This window comes from Cetobacterium somerae (assembly GCF_022430525.1).
Classification (GTDB): domain Bacteria; phylum Fusobacteriota; class Fusobacteriia; order Fusobacteriales; family Fusobacteriaceae; genus Cetobacterium_A.
In genome coordinates this window covers 1746458-1768649 of sequence record NZ_CP092519.1, presented here as the reverse complement: position 1 = coordinate 1768649, position 22192 = coordinate 1746458, and the positions used below count along the sequence as shown (strand labels likewise).

The following is a 22192-nucleotide window of genomic DNA, read 5'->3' as shown; positions in this document are numbered from 1 at the left end:
AATTTTGGGTTTAATTGAAAAGTTTGAAACGAAGCTTAGAGGTATATTTAAAATTCCGGAACTGAGAGAGAGAATCATCTTCACCTTATTAATGTTCCTAGTAGCTAGGGTAGGGACATATATCCCTGCTCCTGGTGTGGACATTGATCGTTTGGCTCAAATGACTGCGCAAAGTGATTTACTAGGATATATTAATATGTTCTCAGGTGGGGCTTTCCAAAGAGTATCTATATTTGCATTGGGAATTGTACCATATATCAATTCATCAATCGTATTTAGTTTACTTGCTGTAATTATTCCTAAAATTGAAGAGATTCAAAAAGAGGGAGAATCAGGAAGAAATAAGATTACTCAATGGACTAGATACCTAACAATTGTAATAGCTATAGTCCAAGGAATTGGGGTATGCACTTGGTTACAATCGGTAGGATTAGTAACAACACCAGGGTTTACATTTTTCTTAACAACAATAACAACTTTAACGGCAGGAACAATATTTTTAATGTGGGTAGGGGAACAAATATCTATCAAAGGTATAGGTAATGGAGTTTCGCTACTAATCTTTTTAAATGTTATTTCAGGAGCTCCAGGAGCTGTTATTCAAACTATACAAGATATGAGAGGGAGTAAGTTTCTTATTCCTGTTTTGTTATTAGTGGGGATTGCTGCAATTATAACAATTGCGGGAATTGTTGTATTCCAATTAGGGCAAAGAAAAATACCAGTTCACTATGTAGGAAGAGGATTTGCTGGAAATAATGGAATGGGTCAGAATTCATATATTCCATTGAAGTTAAATAGTTCAGGAGTAATGCCTGTAATTTTCGCTTCAGTGGTGATGATGATACCTTCTTTAGTAGTAAACATGCTTCCCGGAGAGTTTTCTGGAAAGGTAATACTTGCTAGAATATTTGGTGACCAGCATCCTGTATATTTAATACTATATGCTGCTGTAATTATATTCTTCTCGTTCTTCTACACTTCAATAGTTTTTGATCCTGAAAAGGTTGCAGAAAACTTAAAGCAAGGTGGAGGTACGATTCCAAGTATTAGACCTGGAGCAGATACGGCTGATTATCTTGAAGGAGTTGTAACTAGAATAACTTGGGGTGGAGCTATATTTTTAGCTTTAATCGCAATTGCACCTATGGTACTATTTAAAGCTTTTGGACTACCAATATTCTTTGGTGGAACAGGGATAATAATAGTAGTAGGGGTAGCACTAGATACTGTACAACAGATAGATGCTCACCTTATCATGAAAGAGTATAAGGGATTTTTATAAAATCTTGGCACGGCATATGTCGTGCCCTTTTTATTTTTAATAAAGGAGATGAATGTAATGAATATAATGTTATTCGGAGCACCAGGTGCTGGAAAAGGAACACAAGCAAAATTCATAATTGATAAGTATGGAATTCCACAAATTTCAACTGGTGATATGCTAAGAGCTGCTATATCAGAAGGAACTGAAATGGGAATGGAAGCTAAGAAATTTATGGATGAAGGAAAATTAGTTCCAGACTCAACTATAATAGGAATAATAAAAGATAGATTATCACAGGAAGACTGTAAAAAAGGATTTATTTTAGATGGATTCCCAAGAACATTAGCGCAAGCAGAAGCATTAGAGGTACTATTAAAAGAATTAAATATGAATTTAGATAAAGTTATCTCTTTAAATGTTCCTGATTCATTAATAGTTGGAAGAGTAGTTGGAAGAAGAGTTTGTCCAAACTGTGGAGCATCTTTCCATATTGAAAATAATCCACCAAAAGTAGAGGGTAAATGTGACTACTGTGGATCAGACTTAATCATAAGAAAAGATGATAATAAGGACACTGTTGAAAAAAGATTATCTGCATATCATGAGCAAACAGCACCTCTATTTAATTTCTACTCTGAAAGAGGAGTAATGGTAGAGTTAGACGGAACTAAAGAAATAAATGAAATTGCAAAGGAAATCTTTAATATTTTAGGATAACTTTAGAAAACCAGAAAGGAAAATTATGGTTATAATAAAAACTAGAGAAGAAATAGAAAAAATAAAAAAACCATGTCAATTAATTGCAAGATTATATACAGAATATCTACCAAAGTATATAAAACCTGGAATTTCAACATATGAATTAAATAAAATTATTGAGGAATATTTAATTGAAAATGGTGCAGAACCAGCTACAATAGGTGTAGGAGGACCAATAAATCCTTATCCGGCAGGTTCTTGTATCTCTGTAAATGAAGAAGTAGTTCATGGAGTTCCAAAAAATGATAAAATTCTTCAAAATGGAGATATTGTAAGTGTTGATGTAGTAGCAAGAATAGATGGATTTTATGGAGATTCAGCAATAACATACGCAGTTGGTGAAATTGATGAAGAATCACAAAAATTAATTGATGTTACTAGAGAAGCAAGAAGAATTGGAATTGAAGAAGCAATTGCAGGAAATAGACTTGGTGACGTAGGAAATGCAATCCAAAAATATGTAGAGTCAAATGGATTCACTGTAGTTAAAGATTTTGCTGGGCACGGAGTAGGAAAAGCTATGCATGAAGATCCTTGTATCCCAAACTTTGGTAGAAAAGGTAGAGGGTTAAAAATCGAGGAAGGTATGGTTTTAGCTATAGAACCAATGGTTAATGTTGGAACTTACAAAGTGAATATAACTAATGATGGATGGACAGTAGTAACAAGAGATGGAAAGCGTTCAGCGCATTTCGAGCACACTGTTGCCATAATAGATGGAAAACCTGTTGTTTTAACTGAGTTAGATTAATAAAAATAACAATAAAAATGTTAAAAATTAACTAGACTTTTTGTAAAATAAATGTTAAAATAATATGAATTTCTGTTCGATAGGAGGTAGTATGTCGAAAAAGGATGTTATCGAATTAGAAGGAACTATATTAGAGGCCCTTCCAAATGCGATGTTTAAGGTTGAATTAGAAAATGGACACACAATTTTAGGGCACATCTCTGGTAAAATGAGAATGAATTATATTAAAATTTTACCTGGAGACAAAGTAACGGTACAAATTTCTCCATATGATTTATCTAGGGGAAGAATAGTATACAGAAAAAAGTAAAGTTATGATCACGAGAGGAGGTAATTAAGTGAAAGTAAGAGTATCAATTAAGCCTATTTGTGACAAATGTAAAGTTATCAAGAGACACGGGAAAATCAGAGTAATCTGTGAAAACCCTAAGCACAAACAAGTACAAGGATAACTTGAAAAGTTTTGCAAACTAGTACTGACATGGGAAGTACTGTAAAGGTATGTTAGGCTGTAGAGCTAGTACTCGAAAGAGGCATACCGAAGAAAGTCTTAGTCAGTTAATATACTGACGGATATATAAAATTTTCGGAAGAGGAGGAAAAATTTTGGCTAGAATCGCAGGAGTAGATATTCCTAGAAACAAAAGAATAGAGATTGCTCTAACTTACGTTTACGGAATTGGAAAACCAACTTCACAAAAAGTATTAACAGAAGCAGGAGTAAACTTTGACACTAGAGTAAAGGATTTAACTGAAGAAGAGTTAAACAAAATCAGAGCCATTGTTGAAACTATCAAGGTAGAGGGAGATCTTAGAAAAGAGATCAGACTTGCAATAAAGAGACTTATGGACATTAGATGTTACAGAGGTTCAAGACACAAGATGAACTTACCAGTAAGAGGACAAAAGTCAAAAACAAATGCAAGAACTAGAAAAGGACCTAAAAAGCCTATAAAGAGATAGTTTAAAGCTAATTGTAGTATATAAGAACGGAATTTTATCGTAAGGAGGTAGCTAAATTGGCTAAGAAGAAAGTAGCTAAAATCAAGAAGAAATTGAAAAATATTCCTAACGGAGTAGCTCATATACACTCAACTTTCAACAACACAATAGTAGCAATTACTGATGTGGAAGGTAAAGTAGTAAGCTGGAAATCAGGAGGAACTTCTGGTTTTAAGGGAACTAAAAAAGGAACTCCATTCGCAGCTCAAATCGCAGCAGAGCAAGCAGCTCATATTGCAATGGAAAACGGAATGAAGAAGGTTGAAGTAAAAGTGAAAGGACCTGGATCAGGTAGAGAAGCATGTATAAGATCTCTACAGGCAGCAGGATTAGAGGTTACAAAGATAACTGACGTAACTCCAGTTCCACACAACGGATGTAGACCACCAAAAAGAAGAAGAGTGTAGTACACTTTTCTAAGCTCATTATCGTAGAAATTTATTAAGTGTAAGGAGGAACAATAAAGAGATGGCAAGAAATAGACAACCTGTTTTAAAGAAATGTAGAGCTCTTGGAATCGACCCAGTTGTTTTAGGAGTTAACAAATCTTCTAATAGAGGGCCAAGACCAAATGCAAATAGAAAGCCTACAGAGTATGCAATTCAGTTAAACGAAAAGCAAAAAGCTAAATTTATATACAATGTAATGGAGAAGCAATTCAGAAAATTATATGATGAGGCTTCAAGAAAGGATGGAGTTACTGGTTTAACTTTAATCCAATATTTAGAGAGAAGATTAGAGAACGTAGTTTACAGACTAGGATTCGCTAAAACTAGAAGACAAGCTAGACAAATAGTGTCTCACGGACACGTTGCTGTTAACGGAAGAAGAGTTAACATCGCATCTTATAGAGTAAAAGCAGGGGATGTAGTATCTGTAATTGAGAACTCAAAAAATATCGAGTTAATCAAATCTGCAGTAGAAGAGAAAACAGTTCCAGCATGGTTAGAGTTAGATAAAGCTAACTTCGCAGGAAAAGTTCTTCAGAACCCAACTAAAGACGATTTAGATTTCGATCTAAACGAAGCTTTAATAGTTGAGTTCTATTCAAGATAATAAATCCTTTGACAGGAGTTGATTAAATGTTAAAAATAGAAAAACATGCTAAGGGTATTAACATTACCGAATTAAAAACAAGTGACTTTTCTGGTCAATATGTTATAGAACCTTTATATAGAGGATATGGACATACAATTGGTAATGCTTTGAGAAGAGTTTTACTATCATCTATACCTGGTGCTGCCGTTAAAGGTGTTAGAATCGACGGAGTACTAAGCGAGTTTTCAGTTATGGAAGGTGTTAAAGAGGCTGTAACTGAAATAATGCTAAATGTAAAAGAGGTAGTAATAAAGGCAGAAACTGCTGGAGAAAGAAAAATGACTCTTTCTGCAAAGGGACCTAAGACTGTTACAGCTGCTGATATAATACCAGATATCGGATTAGAGATTGTAAATCCTGATCAAATTATTTGTACATTAACTACAGATAGAGAGATAGATATGGAATTCATAGTTGATACTGGTGAAGGATTTGTTGTTGCTGAAGAGATAGAGAAGAAAGATTGGGCTGTAGACTTTATAGCAGTTGATGCTATATATACACCAATTAGAAAAGTATCTTACTCAGTTCAGGATACAATGGTTGGAAGAATGACTGATTTCGATAAGTTAACTTTAAACATAGAAACAGACGGAAGTGTTGAGATAAGAGATGCTATTTCTTATGCAATAGAGCTTCTAAAGTATCATTTAGATCCGTTCCTTGACTTAGGAAATAGAATGGATCACTTAAGAGTAGATCTTGAGGAAGAGGAGGAAACTCCTACATCAACTGCTAAGGCTGATGATGTATTAAATACAAGAATAGAAGAGCTAGATTTAACAGTTAGATCATTTAACTGTTTAAAGAAAGCTGGAATAGAAGAAGTTGGACAGTTGGCGAGAATGTCAATGAACGAACTTCTAAAAATAAAGAATCTAGGAAGAAAATCACTAGATGAGATCCTTGAAAAAATGAAAGAACTTGGGTTCGATCTAAATGGAAACGGATCTGTAGAATAATTAGATAAGGAGGCTAACTGACTAATGAACCACAATAAATCATATAGAAAGTTAGGGAGAAGAGCTGACCATAGAAAAGCTATGTTAATGAACTTAACAATATCTCTAATTTTATCAGATAGAATAGAAACTACTGTTACTAGAGCAAAAGAGCTTAGAAAGTTTGCTGAGAGAATGGTTACTCTTGGTAAAAAAGGAACTCTTGCGCACAGAAGACAAGCTTTCGCTTTCTTAAGAAGCGAAGAGGCTGTAGCTAAGTTATTTAATGATTTAGCACCAAAGTACGCTGAGAGAAACGGTGGATACACAAGAATCATCAGAACTTCTGTAAGAAAGGGAGATTCTGCTGAGATGGCTATAATTGAATTAGTTTAATTCTAATTCATTTTAAAAGAGAACTACATTGTAGTTCTCTTTTTTTATTCAAATACTATAATAATAAACAAAATAAAAAAAATGTCCTAAATTTTAATTATTGTATACAAAAACTTTTTTTTCTTCAAAAAACAAACAAAATGTATTGCAAATTAAAGGTCTTTAATGTATAATATATCCATAAAGTGCCTAGGGGGACTTATATATACTTTTATATTATTCGGAGGTTAAGATGTTAAAGGGAACTGTTAAATGGTTTAACAAAGAAAAAGGATTTGGTTTTGTAACATGTGAAGAGGGGAAAGATTATTTCGTACACTTTACTGGAATTATCGGGGATGGATTTAGAACTTTAGAAGAGGGTCAAAATGTTTCATTTATAGTTGAGGAAGGGAATAAAGGACCAATAGCTAAAGAAGTAACTGCAGCTTAATATATATATAAAACCAAGAGTGAAATTAAGATTTCACTCTTTTTTTTATAAAAAAAATCAGAAAATATGTTAGAATATAATATATTCTATTTTAAGGAGATGACAATGATATTAGGATTAACTGGTGGTATAGGAAGTGGAAAATCTACAGTTAGTAAAATATTTTTATCTATGGGAATTAAAGTTTTTGATGCTGATTTAATTGCCAAAGACATTTTAGAAACCGAAGAAGTAAAAGAGGAAATAAAAGAAAAATTCGGAAAAGAGTTTATAAATTTAAAAAATAATTCTGTAGATAAAGAATTATTAAAAAAGGAGGTTTTTAATAATTCAAAAAAATTAAAAATCTTAAATGAAATAGTCCACCCTAAAGTTGTAGATATATATAAAAAAAAATATTTAGAATATAAAGATAGAAAAGAAATTGTAATTTTTGATATTCCATTATTATTTGAAGTTAATTTACAAAGATATTGTGATAAGGTAATGGTAGTAGATATAGATTTAAACGTTCAAATAGAAAGAATTAAAAATAGAGATAATATTGATATTCCTTTAATAAAGAAAATAATATCTGCTCAAATGTCTAGAGAAGAAAGAAATATGAAAGCAGATATTTTAATTGAAAATAATGGAAGTTTAGAGAAGTTAAAACAAAAAATAGAAAAAATAATCAAAGATATAGAAAGAGGAAAAATATGAAAATAGTTGCTCCAGCAGGAAGCATTGAAAGATTTCACGCTGCTATAAAAGCAGGTGCAGATGAGATATACATGGGATTAAAAGGTTTTGGTGCAAGAAGAAATGCTGTAAATTTGACTTTAGAAGAGTATAAAGAAGCATTAGATTATGCACATGCAAGAGGAGTAAAAGTCTTCTTAACATTGAATACTATAATGATGGATGTTGAGATAGAAGCAATAGCTATAAATTTAAGAGAACTTTATAAATATGGATTAGATGCAGTTATTGTTCAGGATTTTGGATTAGCAGAATTTATAAAAGTTAATTTTCCTGACTTAGAATTACACGGAAGTACTCAAATGACTGTAGCAAATCATATAGAAGCAAATTATTTAAAATCTATTGGTTTTGAAAGAGTAGTTTTACCAAGAGAATTAACATTTGAAGAAATAAAAGAAATAAGAGAAAAAAGCAATATTGAATTAGAGATATTTGTTTCAGGAGCACTATGTATATCTTATTCAGGGAATTGCTATATGAGTAGTTTTATAGGAGGACGTAGTGGAAATCGAGGAATGTGTGCACAACCTTGTAGAAAAAAGTATACTTGTGATGGCAATGATGAAGGATATACATTAAGTCCAAAAGATCAATTGTATGGATACGATGAAATTCAAAAATTAAAAGAAATAGGGATAGATAGTATTAAGTTAGAAGGAAGAATGAAAGAACCTAATTATGTGTTTCAAACGGTTAATTATTATAAAGAATTAATTAATGGAAATAATATTGAAGAGAAAAGCTCACAAATATTTAATAGAGGATATAGTACTGGCTATTTTTATAAAGATAGAAAAGATATAATGAATAAGAGCTTTGCTAGTCATTTAGGAAAAAATCTAGGTGAATTAAACGGTAAAGAACTAAAATTAAAAGAAAGAATAATCTTAGGAGATGGAGTAACTTTTTTATCTAAAGATTATGAAAAAATTGGTGGGACTTATATAAATAAAATAGATACCAGATTTGAAAGAAATAAGAGAGAAGCTAATGCTGGAGAAACATTAGTATTGAAAGATATTCCAAAAGAAACAAAGTATGTATATAGAAACTATTCTAAAGAAATTAGTGATTTTATTGAATCAAAAATGAAAATAACAGATAAAAAACATGTTATAGATATAGAGTTTAAAGGAAAAATTGGAGAGAAAGCAAAAATAATAGTTTCAACATTAAATAATAAATTTGAACTAATAAAAGTATCATTAGAAAGTCAAGGTATAATAGAACAAGCTAAAAATAAAGGTACATCACAAGATATTATAAGTGAAAAATTATTAGAGATAGGAGACACAACATTTACTGGATTTATAAAAAATATTGAAATAGACGAGAATATGTTTTTACCAATTTCTATGTTGAAACAATTAAAAAGAGATGCAGTAAAGCTTCTTTTAGAGAAGTTAATATTAAGTTATAGAAAAGAAAGTTGTAATGAGTTAATAAAACTTTCTAAAATAGAGTCTAGTGAAAAAAACAGTATACTATCAGCAATAGTTTCAACAGAAGAGCAAAAAAATATTTTAAATTCTTATGGAATAGATAAAATATATTTTAAAGGATATGATGTAGCAAGAGAAGAGAATTTAGAAAAAATAGATTTATCAAATAAAATGGCAAGTAATTTATATCAAGCTTTAGAAAATAAAAATACACAAATAACACTGGGATGGAATTTAAATATATCAAATCGTTATGCCTTTGACCACTTCTCTAATATAGAGAAAATAGATACAATTATAGTTTCTCCTGAAATTAGTTATAGAAGATTGGAAGAGATAGGAGAAACAAAAATAAAAAAAGCTATATTAGCTTATGGAAGACCAAGAGCTATGTATACAGAGCTATCTTTAGGAGATGAAGAAGTAAAGATTATAGAAAATGAGCAAGGAGATAAGTTTACAATAATAAAAAATAGTATAGGAAATAGTGAGATTTATTTAGAAAAACCATTAAATATACTTAAAGATAGAAAATATTTAGAAAAGATTGGAATCTCTGAATTAGTTTTAGAATTTACAACCGAAACACCTGAAGAGATAAAAGATATTCTAGATGGAAAGGGAATATATAAGCCTTATAACTATGAAAAAGGAGTGTTTTAATGAATAGAAAAGTAGTAAAAAATTTAGCCACAGTGTTTGGGTTAGGAGAGATGCCTGTAGCTCCAGGAACTTTTGGTACTTTAGGAGGAATTCCGATATACATAGGATTAGTACTTTTAAAAAAAATATTTCCTAATAATATGATTTATAATTCTTTTTATTTTATGTTTTTGATGACATTTTTTGCGATTTCTGTTTACGTTTGTGATATAGCAGAAAGAGAAATTTTTAAAGAAAAAGATCCACAAAAAGTTGTTATAGACGAAGTGCTTGGATTTTTGACAACACTTTTTTTAATAAATCCAGTAGGCATATTTCAAACTATCATGGCTATAATAATTGGATTTATAATTTTCAGATTTTTCGATATAACTAAAATAGGACCAATTTATAAATCACAATTTTTTGGAAATGGTGTAGGAGTAGTTTTAGATGATTTTTTAGCTGGAGTTATTGGAAATTTTTTAATGGTTTGTATATGGACAATATTTTTCTAAGAGGTAGATAAAATGAGATGTACGTTAATATTAGTAGGAACAGAACTTTTAAATGGAGCAACTTTAGATACTAATAGTGTATTTATGGCTGAAGAGTTAAATAAAGTTGGAATAAAAATAGATTTTAAATTAACTGTAGGGGATTCATTAGAGAAAATAGAAAAAGCTTTAATATTTGCTAAAGAAACAAGTGATTTAGTAATATTATCTGGAGGACTAGGTGCAACAGATGATGATCTAACTAAAGAAGCAATAAGAAAATTTTTAAATAAAAAATTTATAATAGATGAAAGTGAATTAGAAGAATTAAAAGAAAAATTTAAAAAACTAAATATTCAATTTTTAGATAAAAACCATAAAGAGGTAGAAAAACCAGAAGGAGCAATTTCTATAAAAAATGATGTAGGAATGGCACCAGCATTCTATATTGATGGAATTGTAGCATTTCCAGGAGTGCCTAGAGAGTTGTATAATATGTTTCCCAAATTTTTAAAATTTTATACAGAGAGATTTTGTGTGGAGTTAGATCCGATATATATTAAAGATATAATAGTTTCTGGAATTCCAGAATCAATACTAGAAGAGAAAATCAAAGAGTATTTTATTGACCCAAATATAGAATATGAATTTTTAGTAAAAGATTATGGTATAATAGTTAGAATGCAGACATCAAATAGACATAAAATCGCAGTGGAAAAAATTAAGGAAAAGATATATAATAGTATAGGAAAATATATATTAGGAGAAGATAAAGAAAGAATTGAGGATAAAATTTTTAATATATTAAAAAAGAAAAACTATTCATTTTCTGTAGCGGAATCGTGTACAGGAGGAATGTTATCTTCAAGAATTGTAACAATACCAGGAATATCAAAATATTTTCAAGAGGGAATAATAACATATAGTAATGAATCAAAGGTAAGTCGATTAAAAGTAGATAAAAATTTAATAGAAAAATATGGAGCTGTTAGTAAAGAAGTAGCAGAAAAAATGGTGAATGGATTAACAACCGATGTAGGAATTTCTACGACAGGAATTGCAGGACCTGATGGTGGAAGTCAGGAAAAACCTGTAGGATTAGTTTATATTGGAATTAAAGTTAAAGAAAAAATGGTAAGCTTTAAATTCAATTTCACAGGGGATAGGGAAAAGATAAGAAAAAAAGCAGTTCTCCATAGTCTATTTGAACTATATAAAATCTTAGAGGAGGATGAATAAAAAGTGAGTATAGGAGAGAGAATAAAAAAAAGTAGAAATGAAAAATCGTTATCATTAAGAGAGTTAGCAACAATGGTTGATTTATCAGCTAGTTTTTTATCACAAATAGAGCAAGGAAAAGCATCTCCTTCAATTGAGAACTTAAAAAAAATAGCAAATTCATTAGATGTAAGAGTTAGTTATCTAATTGAAGACGAAGAAGTAAAGAAAAATTCTGATTTAATTAGAGCAAAAGAAAGAAAATATGTAGAAAGTGTTGATTCAAATACAACAATTTCTTTATTAACATCATCAAATATAGAGAAAAGTATGGAGCCAATTTTATATGAGATTGGTCCTGGTGGTGAAAGTGGAAGAAGTTACTACACTCACCATGGAGAAGAGTTTATATTTATTCTTGAAGGAAGTTTAGATATATATATAGAAGAAACGGTTCATAGTTTACATGAAGGAGATAGTTTCTATTTTAAATCTAGTCAAAAACATAGATTTAAAAATAATTCAGATAAAAGAGCTAGAGCTCTTTGGGTGGTAAATCCACCAACATTCTAAAAATGGAGGAAAATAATGAATATAGAAGTAAAGGTATTAAACTCTACTAGGCTAACAAAGTTATTGATAGCTGCAAGTAGATGGTTATCAAAATATTCAGATGTTTTAAACGATTTAAATGTATATCCTGTACCAGATGGAGATACAGGAACAAATATGTCTATGACATTACAAGCAGTTGAAAATGAATTAATAAAGTTAAATCATGAGCCAGATATGGAAGAGTTAGCAGATATAGTTTCAGAAGCAATTCTTTTAGGAGCAAGAGGAAATTCTGGAACAATTTTATCTCAAATTATTCAAGGATTTTTAGAGGGAGTTAGAACTAAAGAGGAAGTTACAGTAGATGATGTAAAGATAGCTTTTAGATTAGCTAAAGAGAAGGCATATAAAGCTGTAAGTGAGCCTGTAGAAGGAACAATGCTAACTGTTATAAGAAGAGTTGCAGAGGAAGCTGAAATCTATAATGGTCCATCAGATGACTTTATTCCATTTTTAGTTTACTTAAAAGAGGCAGCAAAAGAAGCAGTAGAAGAGACACCAAATCAATTGCCCAAATTAAAAGAAGCTGGTGTAGTAGACGCTGGAGGACAGGGAATATTCTATATTTTAGAAGGGTTTGAAAAGTCAATTACAGATCCAGAAATGCTTCACGATTTAGAGAGAATAGTTCAATCTCAAGCTAAGAGAAAAGATATAATGGAACACTCTGGAAATCATGTGTTTGAAGATATAAAATTTAAATATTGTACAGAGTTTGTAATTGAGTCTGGAGATTTTGATTTAGATGACTATAAATCTAAAATAGTAAATTTTGGAGATTCTATGGTATGTGCTCAAACATCAAAGAAAACAAAGACTCATATACATACAAATAACCCAGGAGCAGTTTTAGAGATAGCTGGTAAATTAGGTAATTTATCAAATATAAAAATCGACAATATGGAGATTCAGCATAAAAATATGCTTTTAGCAGATGCTGAACAGTATAAAATTGATAAAAAAGGTAAAGTTCTAGTTCAAAATGAAAATAGTAAACCTATAGCATATTTTGCTATTGTTGATAATATGGAACTAGGTAATTTATTCTTAGATAATGGAGCTACAGCTGTATTAATAGGAGGACAAACACAAAATCCTAGTGTTGCTGATATAGAAGAAGGAATTAATAAAATAAAAGCTGATAAGATAGTTATTTTACCAAATAATAAAAATATCATATCATCTGCTAAAATGGCAGCAGAAAGATCTTCTAAAGAGGTTACTGTTTTAGAAACTAAAACAATGTTAGAAGGAGAGTACGTTGTAAAAAATAAAGATTTTGGAATGGATGAAATCTTAAAGCAACTTCCATTTAATACTTCTATTGAGATAACACAAGCAGTTAGAGACACAAAAGTTGATGACTTATTGATATCTCAAGGAGATTATATAGCATTAATTAATGGAAAAATAAAATTAAGAGCAGCTACATTAGAAGAGATTATAGAAAATACATATAAAGAGTGTGTAAATAGTGAAACATTAAATATATTTGCATGTATTGGAAAAGGTTCTACTGAGGAAGCAAATAAAATTCTTAAAGGAATAAAATCTACAGTTAAATATTCAGATTTAGTAATAGGACAGGAAAATTATCCATACTATATATATATAACAAATAGAAACCCTGAATTGCCTGAAATTGCCATTGTAACAGATTCTACGTCAGATTTAACACCAGATATGATAAAAGGCTTAGATGTGGACATAATCCCGTTAAAAATAAAGTTAGCAGGAGATACATATTATAGAGATGGTGTAGATATTTCTAAAGGGGAGTTTTGGAAACAATTATTAAAAGAAAATATAGTTCCAAAAACATCTCAACCATCACCAGCTGAGTTTAAAGAACTTTATGAAAAGTTACTTGAAAAAGGTTATAAAAAAATAATTTCAATTCATATTTCAAGTAAATTAAGTGGAACTCAACAAGCTGCTAGAGTAGCAAGAGGAATGCTAAATAAAGAGGATGATATTGCTATAGTGGATTCTAAAGTAGTAACATTTGCTTTAGCACATATAGTTCTAGAAGCAGCAAAAATGGTAAAGGAAGGAAAGTCATTCGACGAGATAATAGAATGGATTGACGAAACAAAAAGTAAAATGAAAGTTTATTTTGTTGTAAAAGAACTTTCATATTTAGAAAAAGGTGGAAGAATAGGAAGAGCATCGTCAGTAATTGGAGGATTCTTAAAAATTAAACCAGTTTTAAAATTAGAAAATGGAGAAGTATGTATTGAAGCGAAGGCTCTTGGAGAAAGAGGAGCTTTATCATATATGGAAAAGCTAATTAAAAATGAAAAAAATTCAATAATAATGTATACTGGTTGGGGTGGAACTCGTAGTGAATTAGAGGCTGCAGACCAATTGAGAAGTATTGCAGAAAAAACAAAAAAATTGGATTATAGAGGTAGAATGGAAATAGGAGCAACTATAGCTTCGCATACAGGACCTGTATATGGAATGGGAATTTTAAATAAAATAAGATAGTAAAAAATAGCTAGATTTATAATCTAGCTATTTTTACAAATGTAATCTTTTTTAAATAAATTAAATAAGATATAGCATAAAGAGTTTTAAAAGGATTGACTGGACATTAAAAAGCAAATATAATAAAGAAAAAACCATAGGAGGATAATGATGGCAATATTAGTTTGTGGTGGAGCTGGATACATTGGAAGTCATGCAGTAAAAGCTTTATTAGAAGCAAAAAGAGAGGTAATTGTTTTAGATAATATGCAAACAGGGCATGTGGAAGCTATTCCAGAGAATATAAAGTTAGCTTTAGGAGACTTAAGAGATGTAGAGTTTTTAAAAAAAGTTTTTAAAGAGAATAAAATAGAAGGAGTTATACACTTTGCAGCTGATTCTCTAGTGGGAGAAAGTATGACAAATCCGGCTAAATATTTTGAAAATAATGTAGTTGGATCAATGAACTTATTAAATACAATGAAAGAATACAATGTAAAGAATATTGTATTTTCATCGACAGCAGCAACATATGGTGAACCTAAAAATATACCAATTTTAGAAACAGATGAAACTTTGCCAACAAATCCTTATGGTGAAAGTAAATTAATGGTTGAAAAACTATTAAAATGGTATGACTATGCATATGGAATAAAGTACACAGCTCTTAGATATTTTAATGTAGCAGGGGCTTATCCAACGGGAGAAATTGGAGAGGATCATAGTCCAGAAACTCATCTTATTCCAATAATATTACAGGTAGCATTAGGAAAGAGAGAAAAAATAGGTATATACGGAGATGATTATCCAACTGAAGATGGAACATGTATAAGAGATTACGTTCATGTAATGGATTTAGTAGATGCACATATTTTAGCTTTAGATAGATTAAAAAATGGTGGAGAAAGCACAGTTTATAATTTAGGTAATGGAGAGGGATTCTCAGTTAAGCAAGTTATAGATGTAGCAAGAAAAGTAACGAAGCATCCAATACCAGCAGAGGTATCTCCAAGAAGAGCAGGAGATCCAGCGAAATTAGTTGCTAGTTCAGAGAAAGCGATGAAAGAGTTAAAATGGAAACCTAAGTATGCATCGTTAGATTCAATAATAGAAACAGCTTGGAAGTGGCATAAAGAAAATCCTGAGGGATATAACGACTAAAAAATTAGGCAGAATTCTGCCTAATTTTTTCTTTATAAGGAGAAAGAATGAAAATATATAAATTTGACGAGATAGATTCTACAAATAAGTTTTTAAGAGAAAAGTCTGATGTAACAGAAGGAGATTTAGCAATAGCAAAAGTTCAAACGTTGGGAAGAGGAAGAAGAGGAAATAAGTGGGTTTCTACAGAGGGAGCTGCATTGTTTTCATTTGTGTTAAAACATGATATAGAAATACCAGAAGAGGAGTATATGAAATTATCTCTTTTAATAGGATACTCTCTTTTATACTCATTAAAGAAAATAGAAAATTTAGATTATAAGTTTAAATGGACAAATGATTTATATTTAGATGAAAAAAAAATAAGTGGAATTTTAGTAGAAAAAATAAAAGATAATTATATTATTGGAATAGGTTTAAATATAAATAATTTAAATTTAGAAGAAGCTAAAAATATTGCAATATCTCTGAGAGAAAAAACAGGTAAAATATATGATTTGGACAAAGTTATAGTAACTGTTGTTGAAGATTTTTATAATAATTTTCAAGAGTTTAAAAAAGGAAAATGGAAAGAGATATTAGAAAAAATTAATGAAGTTAACTATCTATACGGTAAGAGAATAAATATTGTTACATTTGATAAAGAAGAAAGTGGAATAGCAGGAGATATTTTAGAAGATGGAATGTTAGAAGTATTTGTAGGAAATGAAATAAAAAAATATAATATTGGATCAATTCACATATCGAAAAAATAGAGGAAAATATGAATAAGAAAAGAATAATTTTAGGACTGAGTGGTGGAGTAGATTCATCAACTTCAGCATATATGTTAAAAGAAGATGGATTTGAAGTAATTGGAGTTACTTTAGTAGTTAGTAAAGAGCAGAGAGAATCACAAGATCTGAAAGATGCAATATCTCTTGGAAAAGAATTAAATATAGAGCATATAGTTTTGGATATTGTAGATGAATTTAATGAAAAAATTGTAAAGTATTTTATAGATGAATATTCAAAAGGGATGACACCATCACCTTGCGTAGTTTGTGATGAGATAATAAAAATAAAAAAATTAATAGAGATTGCTAATTTAAAAGAGGCCTATTATATAGCAACTGGTCATTATTGTGAGATAAGTAAAGAAAATAGATTTAAAAGAAATCTATTTAAAAAACCAAAGGATGTAAGAAAAGATCAAGGTTATATGTTGTATAGAATAGAGCCTGAAATAATAGAAAGAATGATATTTCCTTTAGCTAAATATGAAAAAACTATTGTCAGAGAAAAAGCTAAAAAATATGGAGTAAAAGTTTTTGATAAGAAAGATAGTCAAGGTATATGTTTTGCAAAAGAGGGATATCTAGAATTTTTAAAAAAAATGTTAGGTGACAAGATTAAACCTGGAAACTATTTAGATAAAACTGGAAAGATTTTAGGTCAACACCAAGGATATCAATTATATACAATCGGTCAAAGAAGAGGATTAGGAGTCTTATTTTCTAAAATATATTTTATTGTTGATATTTTACCAGAAACAAATGAAATAATTTTAGGTGATTATTCAGAGTTATATAAAAAAAGAGTAGAATTAGAAAACTTCAAAACTCATATTTCTTTTGATGAATTAAAATCAATGAGGGTTTTAGCAAAGCCAAGGTTTTCAAGCCAAGGTTTTTATGGTAAAGTAATTAAAGAAAACGAAAAAATATATTTTGAATATGAAAATGAAAATCCACAAAATGCAAAAGGACAGCATTTAGTAATATATAGTGATGACTTAGTAGTGGGTGGAGGAAAAATAATATTTTAAGGGGGTAATTTAATGAATTTAGAAAAGTTAATGAAAGAAAAAAATGTTGATGCGGTTTTAATTACTAATATGCTTAATGTGAGATATTTTACAGGTTTTACAGGAACAACAGGAGTAGCATTAGTAGCAGGAGATAAGAAATTTTTTATAACTGATTTTAGATATGTAGCTCAGGGGAAGGAACAAGTAGAAAAAAATGGTTATGAATTAATTTGTGAAAATATATCGACATTAAAAAAAGTTGGAGAGATATTAAAAGAATTTAAAGTTGAAAAATTAGGTATTGAAAATCAAAATGTAACACTAGATCAATTTAAACTTTTTGAAAGCAATTTTCCAAGTTTAGAATATGTATATTTAGATGATAATTTTACAAAGATAAGAGAAATCAAGTCAGAAAAAGAGATAGAAATAATAAAAAAATCTGTGGAAATTGCAGAAAAAGCTTTAGAATTAACAATTCCTAAAATCAAAATTGGAGTAAAAGAGAGTGAGATTGCAGCAGAGCTAGAATATCAAATGAGAAAATTAGGAGCTTCAAAACCATCTTTTGATCTTATTGTAGCATCTAATGAAAGATCTGCTTTACCTCATGGTGTAGCTAGTGATAAAAAAATAGAAGAAGGTTTTTTGACAATAGATTATGGATGTTTTTACAAAGGATATGCTTCAGATATAACAAGAACATTTTATGTAGGAAATAATCCCTCAGAAAAACATTTAGAAATATATGAAATTGTAAAACAAGCAAATGAAAAAGCAATAAAAGAGGTTAGAGCAGGAATTTCAGTTCATGAATTAGATGCAGTAGCTAGAGATTTTATTAAAGAAAAAGGATATGGAGAATATTTTGGTCATGGATTAGGACATGGTATTGGGCTTCAAATTCATGAATATCCAGGAGTTTCTTTTAAGGCGGAGAATAAAATATTAAAAGAGGGAATGGTAATAACAATTGAGCCTGGAATTTATATTCCAGATTTTGGTGGAGTAAGAATCGAAGATGATATTTTAGTAAAAAAAGATTCTTATGAAATTTTAACGTCATTGGATAAATCATTTAAAAAAATTAAATAATGTATAAAATAATATAAAAAATACAAAAAATGTTCGTAAAAAGTACTAATTGCAGAACAATATATATTTTTTTTATAAAAAATATATAAAATTAATCTTGTTAATTTTATATAAAATATGGTATCCTTTATCTATAGTAGAAAGTTTATTAATCATTTTATAATAAAATGAAAATAAATTATCAATATGGAGGGGAAAATGGAAGCTGAATTAAAAAAGAACGAACTTAATAACAAGAGTTTTATTGACAAATTCTTGAACATAATTGAAAAGGGAGGAAATGCCCTACCACATCCAGCTACACTTTTTGCAATATTAGCTGTAGTAGTTATTATTATATCTGGAATAGGTGGAGCTTTAGGTTGGTCTGTTGATTTCGTTGGAATTAATAGTAAAACAATGAAGACAGAAGAGATGGTTATATCAACAAAATCTCTAATGACTAAAGAGGGAGTAAACTATATATTTACATCTATGGTTAAAAACTTTACTGGATTTGCACCTTTAGGGACAGTGCTTGTAGCAATAATTGGAATAGGGATTGCTGAAAGATCTGGATTAATGGCAGCAATATTAAAAAAAGTTGCATTATCTACACCTAAAAAATTAGTAACTGTAATGGTTATTTTCTTAGGAATTATGTCAAACGTAGCATCAGATGCAGGATATGTTGTATTACCACCATTGGCAGCATTAATCTTCTTATCATTTGGAAGACATCCAATTGCTGGATTAGCGGCAGCATTTGCTGGAGTTTCTGGAGGATTCTCAGCTAACTTATTAATTGGAACAATCGATCCACTTTTAGGAGGGATTTCAACAGAAGCTGCAAAAATACTTGATCCAACTTATGAGGTTTTACCAACAGCAAACTGGTACTTTATGATGGCATCAACATTTGTAATTGCTTTCTTAGGAACTTTAATTAATGATAAGATAGTAGAGCCAAGATTAGGGAAATATACAGGAGATGAAGCTATTGATTTCCAAGAAGTTACTGTGGAAGAGAAAAAAGCTTTAAGATCGGCTGGAATGGCTACAGTAGTTATGTTAGTTTTATTAGTACCAATTTATTTTGCATTAGGTAAAAACTTCTTAGGAAGTGGATTAGTACCAATAATCGTAATTTTCTTTGCACTTCCAGGATTAGCTTATGGTAAATCTATTGGAACAATAAAAAATGATTCAGATGTGATGGGTATGCTAACTAAATCAATGCAAGGAATGGCTGGATATATAGTTTTAGTATTCTTCGCAGCACAATTTATAGCATATTTTGGATATACAAACTTAGGAACAATTTTAGCTGTAAAAGGAGCAGACTTCTTAGAAACAGCTGGAATTGGTGGGATTCCATTAGTAATAGGATTTATATTAATCGTAGGATTCTTAAATTTATTTATGGGATCAGCTTCAGCTAAGTGGGCTATATTAGCACCAGTATTTATTCCAATGTTAATGAGAATAGGGTATTCACCAGAATTTACTCAATTAGCTTATAGAATAGGAGATTCAAGTACAAATATAATTTCTCCTTTAATGTCATACTTTGCGATGATAATTGTATTCATGCAAAAATATGATAAGAAAGCTTCTTTAGGAACATTAATATCAGTAATGCTTCCTTACTCAATAACATTCTTAATTGGATGGTCAATTTTCTTAGCAGCTTGGATGTTAAGTGGATTCCCAATTGGACCGGAAGTACAAATATTATTAAAAGGAATGTAAAAATATATTAAGGCTTGATTAATTTCAAGCCTTTTATTATTTATAGAGGTGAAAAATGAAGAAAAATATAATATTAATACATGGGGCAGGCGTAGGTGGATGGGTTTTTAGAGATATAGAAAAAATATTGAAACTTTATGGAAATAATGTATATTGTCCAAATTTGTCAGGAATTGGGGATAGAAAAAAATTATTAGAAAATAAAGTTAATTTAACTACCTATGCAAAAGAGATAGAGGACTTAATACTAACAAATAATTTAAATAATGTTTATTTGATAGGTCATTCTTTTGGAGGAGCAGTAGTTTCAGCTGTGGTAGAATTGATTCCTAATAGAATAAAATATCAAATATATATTGATAGCTTTTTTTTAGAGGATAATGAAAGTATTTTAAATTTATTTGGAGAAAAAAGAGAAAAGGAACTATATAAAATATGTGAAGATGAAGGAGAAGGAAAATATTTACCTAAAAGATTATTTGGAAAAGAACATCCTTTAATAAAAGATATGCCTTTTAATCCATATGTAGAAAAAATTGAATTTAAAGGCAATGGAAAAAGAATCCCAGGAGCTTATATTGATTGTCTGGATGGTACTGGATTTGAGCATTTGGAAAAACCAAAAAAAATTATGAGAAAAAGAGTAAAAGAAAGAAAATGGAAGTATATAACATTAGATTCAGATCATGTTCCAATGACAAAATCACCTGCTAGAGAAAAATTAATTGAAATATTGGTTAAATTAATAAAAGACAGCTAAAAATAGCTGTCTTTCTTTTTATACAATTAAACTTAAAACAGATAATACTCCTATAAAAATAAGAGTAGGATTTAATTTTTTAAAATCACCTGTTCCCGCATGAATGATTATATAAGATATAAAACCAAATGCTAGTCCAGTGCTAATGCTATATGTTAATGGCATCATCAATATTGTAACAAAAGATGGAAAAAGAGTTTTATAATCTTTCCAATCTAATTCGTAAATATTTTTAAACATATAAACTCCAACGATAATAAGAGCTGGAGATGTTGCAAATGATGGAACAATAGAAACTAAAGGTGTAAAGAATAGTGCAACTATAAAGAAAAAAGAAGTTACAACTGAAGCTAATCCAGTTCTAGCACCAGCAGCAATTCCAGCAGCTGTTTCAGAAAGAGTAGTAACAGTACTTGTTCCTAGAACTGCACCGATTATAGTAGAAGTAACATCTGCGTATAGCATTTTTCCAAGATCTTTAACTTTTCCATTTTTATCAGCTAGTCCAATTTCTTTAGAACATGCAATTAGAGTTCCAAGTGAATCAAAAAGATCAACAAACATAAAAGAGAAAGCAGGTCCTAATAAAGATAATTTTAATGCACCTAGAATATCTAATTTAAAAGCTATCGGTGCAATACTAGGAGGCATAGATATAATAGACTCTGGCATAATAGTATCACCAGTAAAAATACCGATAATTGTAGATGAAATTATACCGATTAATATTCCACCTTTAACTTTTTTTATTTCTAATATAATTGCTATAAATAAACCAATAACTCCAATTAAAATTTGTGAGTTAAATCTCGCTAAACCAATAATTGTTGCTGGATTAGAAGAAACAATTCCTAAAGTTTTTAGACCAATAAAAGCGATAAAAAGACCAATTCCTCCAGTCACAGATATTTTTAAGCAAAGTGGAATGGCATTTGCAATTTTTTCTCTAATTCCTCCAATTGATAAAAAGAAGAAAAATACACCAGAAAGAAAAACAATACCTAAAGCTGTTTCCCAAGGTATACCTCTTCCAATAACAAGAGAATAAGTAAAAAATGCATTTAACCCCATACCTGGTGCTAAAGCAAAAGGTGCATTAGCTAAAAGGGCAGATATAAGAGTTCCAATTGCGGCAGAAACAATGGTAACAGTGATAAGGGCTCCTTTATCCATTCCAGATTCACTAAGAATTGCAGGGTTGATAAAGATAATATAAGCCATAGTTAGAAAAGTAGTAGTACCTCCAATAATTTCATGTTTGATACTACTATGTCTTTCCTTAATCTTAAAAAAATTGTTTAAAAAATTCATACAAAACTCCTTTATTTTTCTATACATTATACATAAAAAATACATTAAAATGAAGAAAAAAATAAAATCTT

General features: G+C 29.8%; 24 protein-coding genes. 23 read left to right on the top strand and 1 reads right to left on the bottom strand.

Annotated elements, in window-relative coordinates; translation table 11 throughout:
• Nucleotides 1-4: 4 nt before the first annotated feature.
• From secY to MKD34_RS08160, 23 genes are all read left to right on the top strand, one after another.
• Nucleotides 5-1285 carry a preprotein translocase subunit SecY gene (gene secY / locus MKD34_RS08270; protein WP_023050824.1) on the top strand — a complete coding sequence of 427 codons (1281 nt, stop codon included), beginning with the start codon at nucleotides 5-7 and terminating at the stop codon, nucleotides 1283-1285.
• A 57-nt stretch (nucleotides 1286-1342) separates the two neighbouring features.
• The gene (locus MKD34_RS08265; protein WP_040407298.1) at nucleotides 1343-1984 is read left to right on the top strand and encodes an adenylate kinase; all 642 of its coding nucleotides are present in this window, start codon (nucleotides 1343-1345) and stop codon (nucleotides 1982-1984) included.
• A gap of 25 nt (nucleotides 1985-2009) precedes the next feature.
• Nucleotides 2010-2777 carry a type I methionyl aminopeptidase gene (map, locus tag MKD34_RS08260; protein ID WP_240219026.1) on the top strand — a complete coding sequence of 256 codons (768 nt, stop codon included), beginning with the start codon at nucleotides 2010-2012 and terminating at the stop codon, nucleotides 2775-2777.
• 91 nt (nucleotides 2778-2868) lie between these two features.
• Complete coding sequence (infA, locus tag MKD34_RS08255) at nucleotides 2869-3087, top strand: translation initiation factor IF-1 (protein ID WP_040407300.1); 219 nt, start codon at nucleotides 2869-2871, stop codon at nucleotides 3085-3087.
• 28 nt (nucleotides 3088-3115) lie between these two features.
• The gene (rpmJ, locus tag MKD34_RS08250; RefSeq protein WP_040407302.1) at nucleotides 3116-3229 is read left to right on the top strand and encodes a 50S ribosomal protein L36; all 114 of its coding nucleotides are present in this window, start codon (nucleotides 3116-3118) and stop codon (nucleotides 3227-3229) included.
• Nucleotides 3230-3383: 154 nt separating this feature from the next.
• Nucleotides 3384-3740, top strand: a complete 357-nt coding sequence (gene rpsM, locus MKD34_RS08245; RefSeq protein WP_023050828.1) for a 30S ribosomal protein S13 — start codon at nucleotides 3384-3386, stop codon at nucleotides 3738-3740.
• Between the two features lie 56 nt (nucleotides 3741-3796).
• Entirely contained in the window at nucleotides 3797-4186 is a 390-nt protein-coding gene (gene rpsK, locus MKD34_RS08240; protein WP_023050829.1) for a 30S ribosomal protein S11, read from the top strand.
• Nucleotides 4187-4247: 61 nt separating this feature from the next.
• A complete protein-coding gene (gene rpsD / locus MKD34_RS08235) occupies nucleotides 4248-4835 on the top strand; it encodes a 30S ribosomal protein S4 (RefSeq protein WP_023050830.1) in 588 nt (195 codons plus the stop codon).
• Between the two features lie 26 nt (nucleotides 4836-4861).
• Nucleotides 4862-5839, top strand: coding sequence for a DNA-directed RNA polymerase subunit alpha (locus MKD34_RS08230; protein WP_023050831.1), 978 nt, complete (start codon nucleotides 4862-4864; stop codon nucleotides 5837-5839).
• 24 nt (nucleotides 5840-5863) lie between these two features.
• On the top strand, nucleotides 5864-6214 hold the full coding sequence (gene rplQ / locus MKD34_RS08225; protein WP_023050832.1) for a 50S ribosomal protein L17: 351 nt from the start codon (nucleotides 5864-5866) through the stop codon (nucleotides 6212-6214).
• 232 nt (nucleotides 6215-6446) lie between these two features.
• Nucleotides 6447-6647: a cold-shock protein gene (locus MKD34_RS08220; RefSeq protein ID WP_023050833.1), complete on the top strand. Its 201-nt coding sequence runs from the start codon at nucleotides 6447-6449 to the stop codon at nucleotides 6645-6647.
• Between the two features lie 105 nt (nucleotides 6648-6752).
• Entirely contained in the window at nucleotides 6753-7349 is a 597-nt protein-coding gene (gene coaE, locus MKD34_RS08215; protein WP_240219025.1) for a dephospho-CoA kinase, read from the top strand.
• Complete coding sequence (locus MKD34_RS08210; RefSeq protein ID WP_240219024.1) at nucleotides 7346-9496, top strand: peptidase U32 family protein; 2151 nt, start codon at nucleotides 7346-7348, stop codon at nucleotides 9494-9496. Before coaE ends, MKD34_RS08210 begins: the two co-directional genes overlap by 4 nt.
• Nucleotides 9496-9993, top strand: coding sequence for a phosphatidylglycerophosphatase A family protein (locus MKD34_RS08205; RefSeq protein ID WP_240219023.1), 498 nt, complete (start codon nucleotides 9496-9498; stop codon nucleotides 9991-9993). The genes MKD34_RS08210 and MKD34_RS08205 overlap by 1 nt, the downstream gene beginning before the upstream one ends.
• A gap of 12 nt (nucleotides 9994-10005) precedes the next feature.
• Complete coding sequence (locus MKD34_RS08200) at nucleotides 10006-11211, top strand: CinA family nicotinamide mononucleotide deamidase-related protein (protein ID WP_240219022.1); 1206 nt, start codon at nucleotides 10006-10008, stop codon at nucleotides 11209-11211.
• A gap of 3 nt (nucleotides 11212-11214) precedes the next feature.
• A complete protein-coding gene (locus MKD34_RS08195) occupies nucleotides 11215-11763 on the top strand; it encodes a helix-turn-helix domain-containing protein (protein ID WP_023050838.1) in 549 nt (182 codons plus the stop codon).
• Between the two features lie 15 nt (nucleotides 11764-11778).
• Nucleotides 11779-14295 (top strand): DegV family EDD domain-containing protein, encoded by a 2517-nt coding sequence (locus MKD34_RS08190; protein ID WP_240219021.1) that lies wholly within the window; start codon nucleotides 11779-11781, stop codon nucleotides 14293-14295.
• Nucleotides 14296-14445: 150 nt separating this feature from the next.
• Nucleotides 14446-15435, top strand: a complete 990-nt coding sequence (gene galE / locus MKD34_RS08185; RefSeq protein ID WP_023050840.1) for a UDP-glucose 4-epimerase GalE — start codon at nucleotides 14446-14448, stop codon at nucleotides 15433-15435.
• 47 nt (nucleotides 15436-15482) lie between these two features.
• Nucleotides 15483-16190 carry a biotin--[acetyl-CoA-carboxylase] ligase gene (locus MKD34_RS08180; protein ID WP_240219020.1) on the top strand — a complete coding sequence of 236 codons (708 nt, stop codon included), beginning with the start codon at nucleotides 15483-15485 and terminating at the stop codon, nucleotides 16188-16190.
• Nucleotides 16191-16198: 8 nt separating this feature from the next.
• Complete coding sequence (gene mnmA / locus MKD34_RS08175; RefSeq protein ID WP_240219019.1) at nucleotides 16199-17242, top strand: tRNA 2-thiouridine(34) synthase MnmA; 1044 nt, start codon at nucleotides 16199-16201, stop codon at nucleotides 17240-17242.
• Nucleotides 17243-17254: 12 nt separating this feature from the next.
• Entirely contained in the window at nucleotides 17255-18319 is a 1065-nt protein-coding gene (locus tag MKD34_RS08170) for a M24 family metallopeptidase (RefSeq protein WP_240219018.1), read from the top strand.
• A gap of 198 nt (nucleotides 18320-18517) precedes the next feature.
• Nucleotides 18518-20050 carry an AbgT family transporter gene (locus tag MKD34_RS08165; protein ID WP_040405921.1) on the top strand — a complete coding sequence of 511 codons (1533 nt, stop codon included), beginning with the start codon at nucleotides 18518-18520 and terminating at the stop codon, nucleotides 20048-20050.
• 55 nt (nucleotides 20051-20105) lie between these two features.
• Nucleotides 20106-20810, top strand: coding sequence for an alpha/beta hydrolase (locus tag MKD34_RS08160; protein WP_240219017.1), 705 nt, complete (start codon nucleotides 20106-20108; stop codon nucleotides 20808-20810).
• A gap of 18 nt (nucleotides 20811-20828) precedes the next feature.
• On the opposite strand, the gene MKD34_RS08155 is transcribed toward MKD34_RS08160, so the two are convergent.
• Nucleotides 20829-22121: an NCS2 family permease gene (locus MKD34_RS08155; protein ID WP_240219016.1), complete on the bottom strand. Its 1293-nt coding sequence runs from the start codon at nucleotides 22119-22121 to the stop codon at nucleotides 20829-20831.
• Nucleotides 22122-22192: the final 71 nt, after the last annotated feature.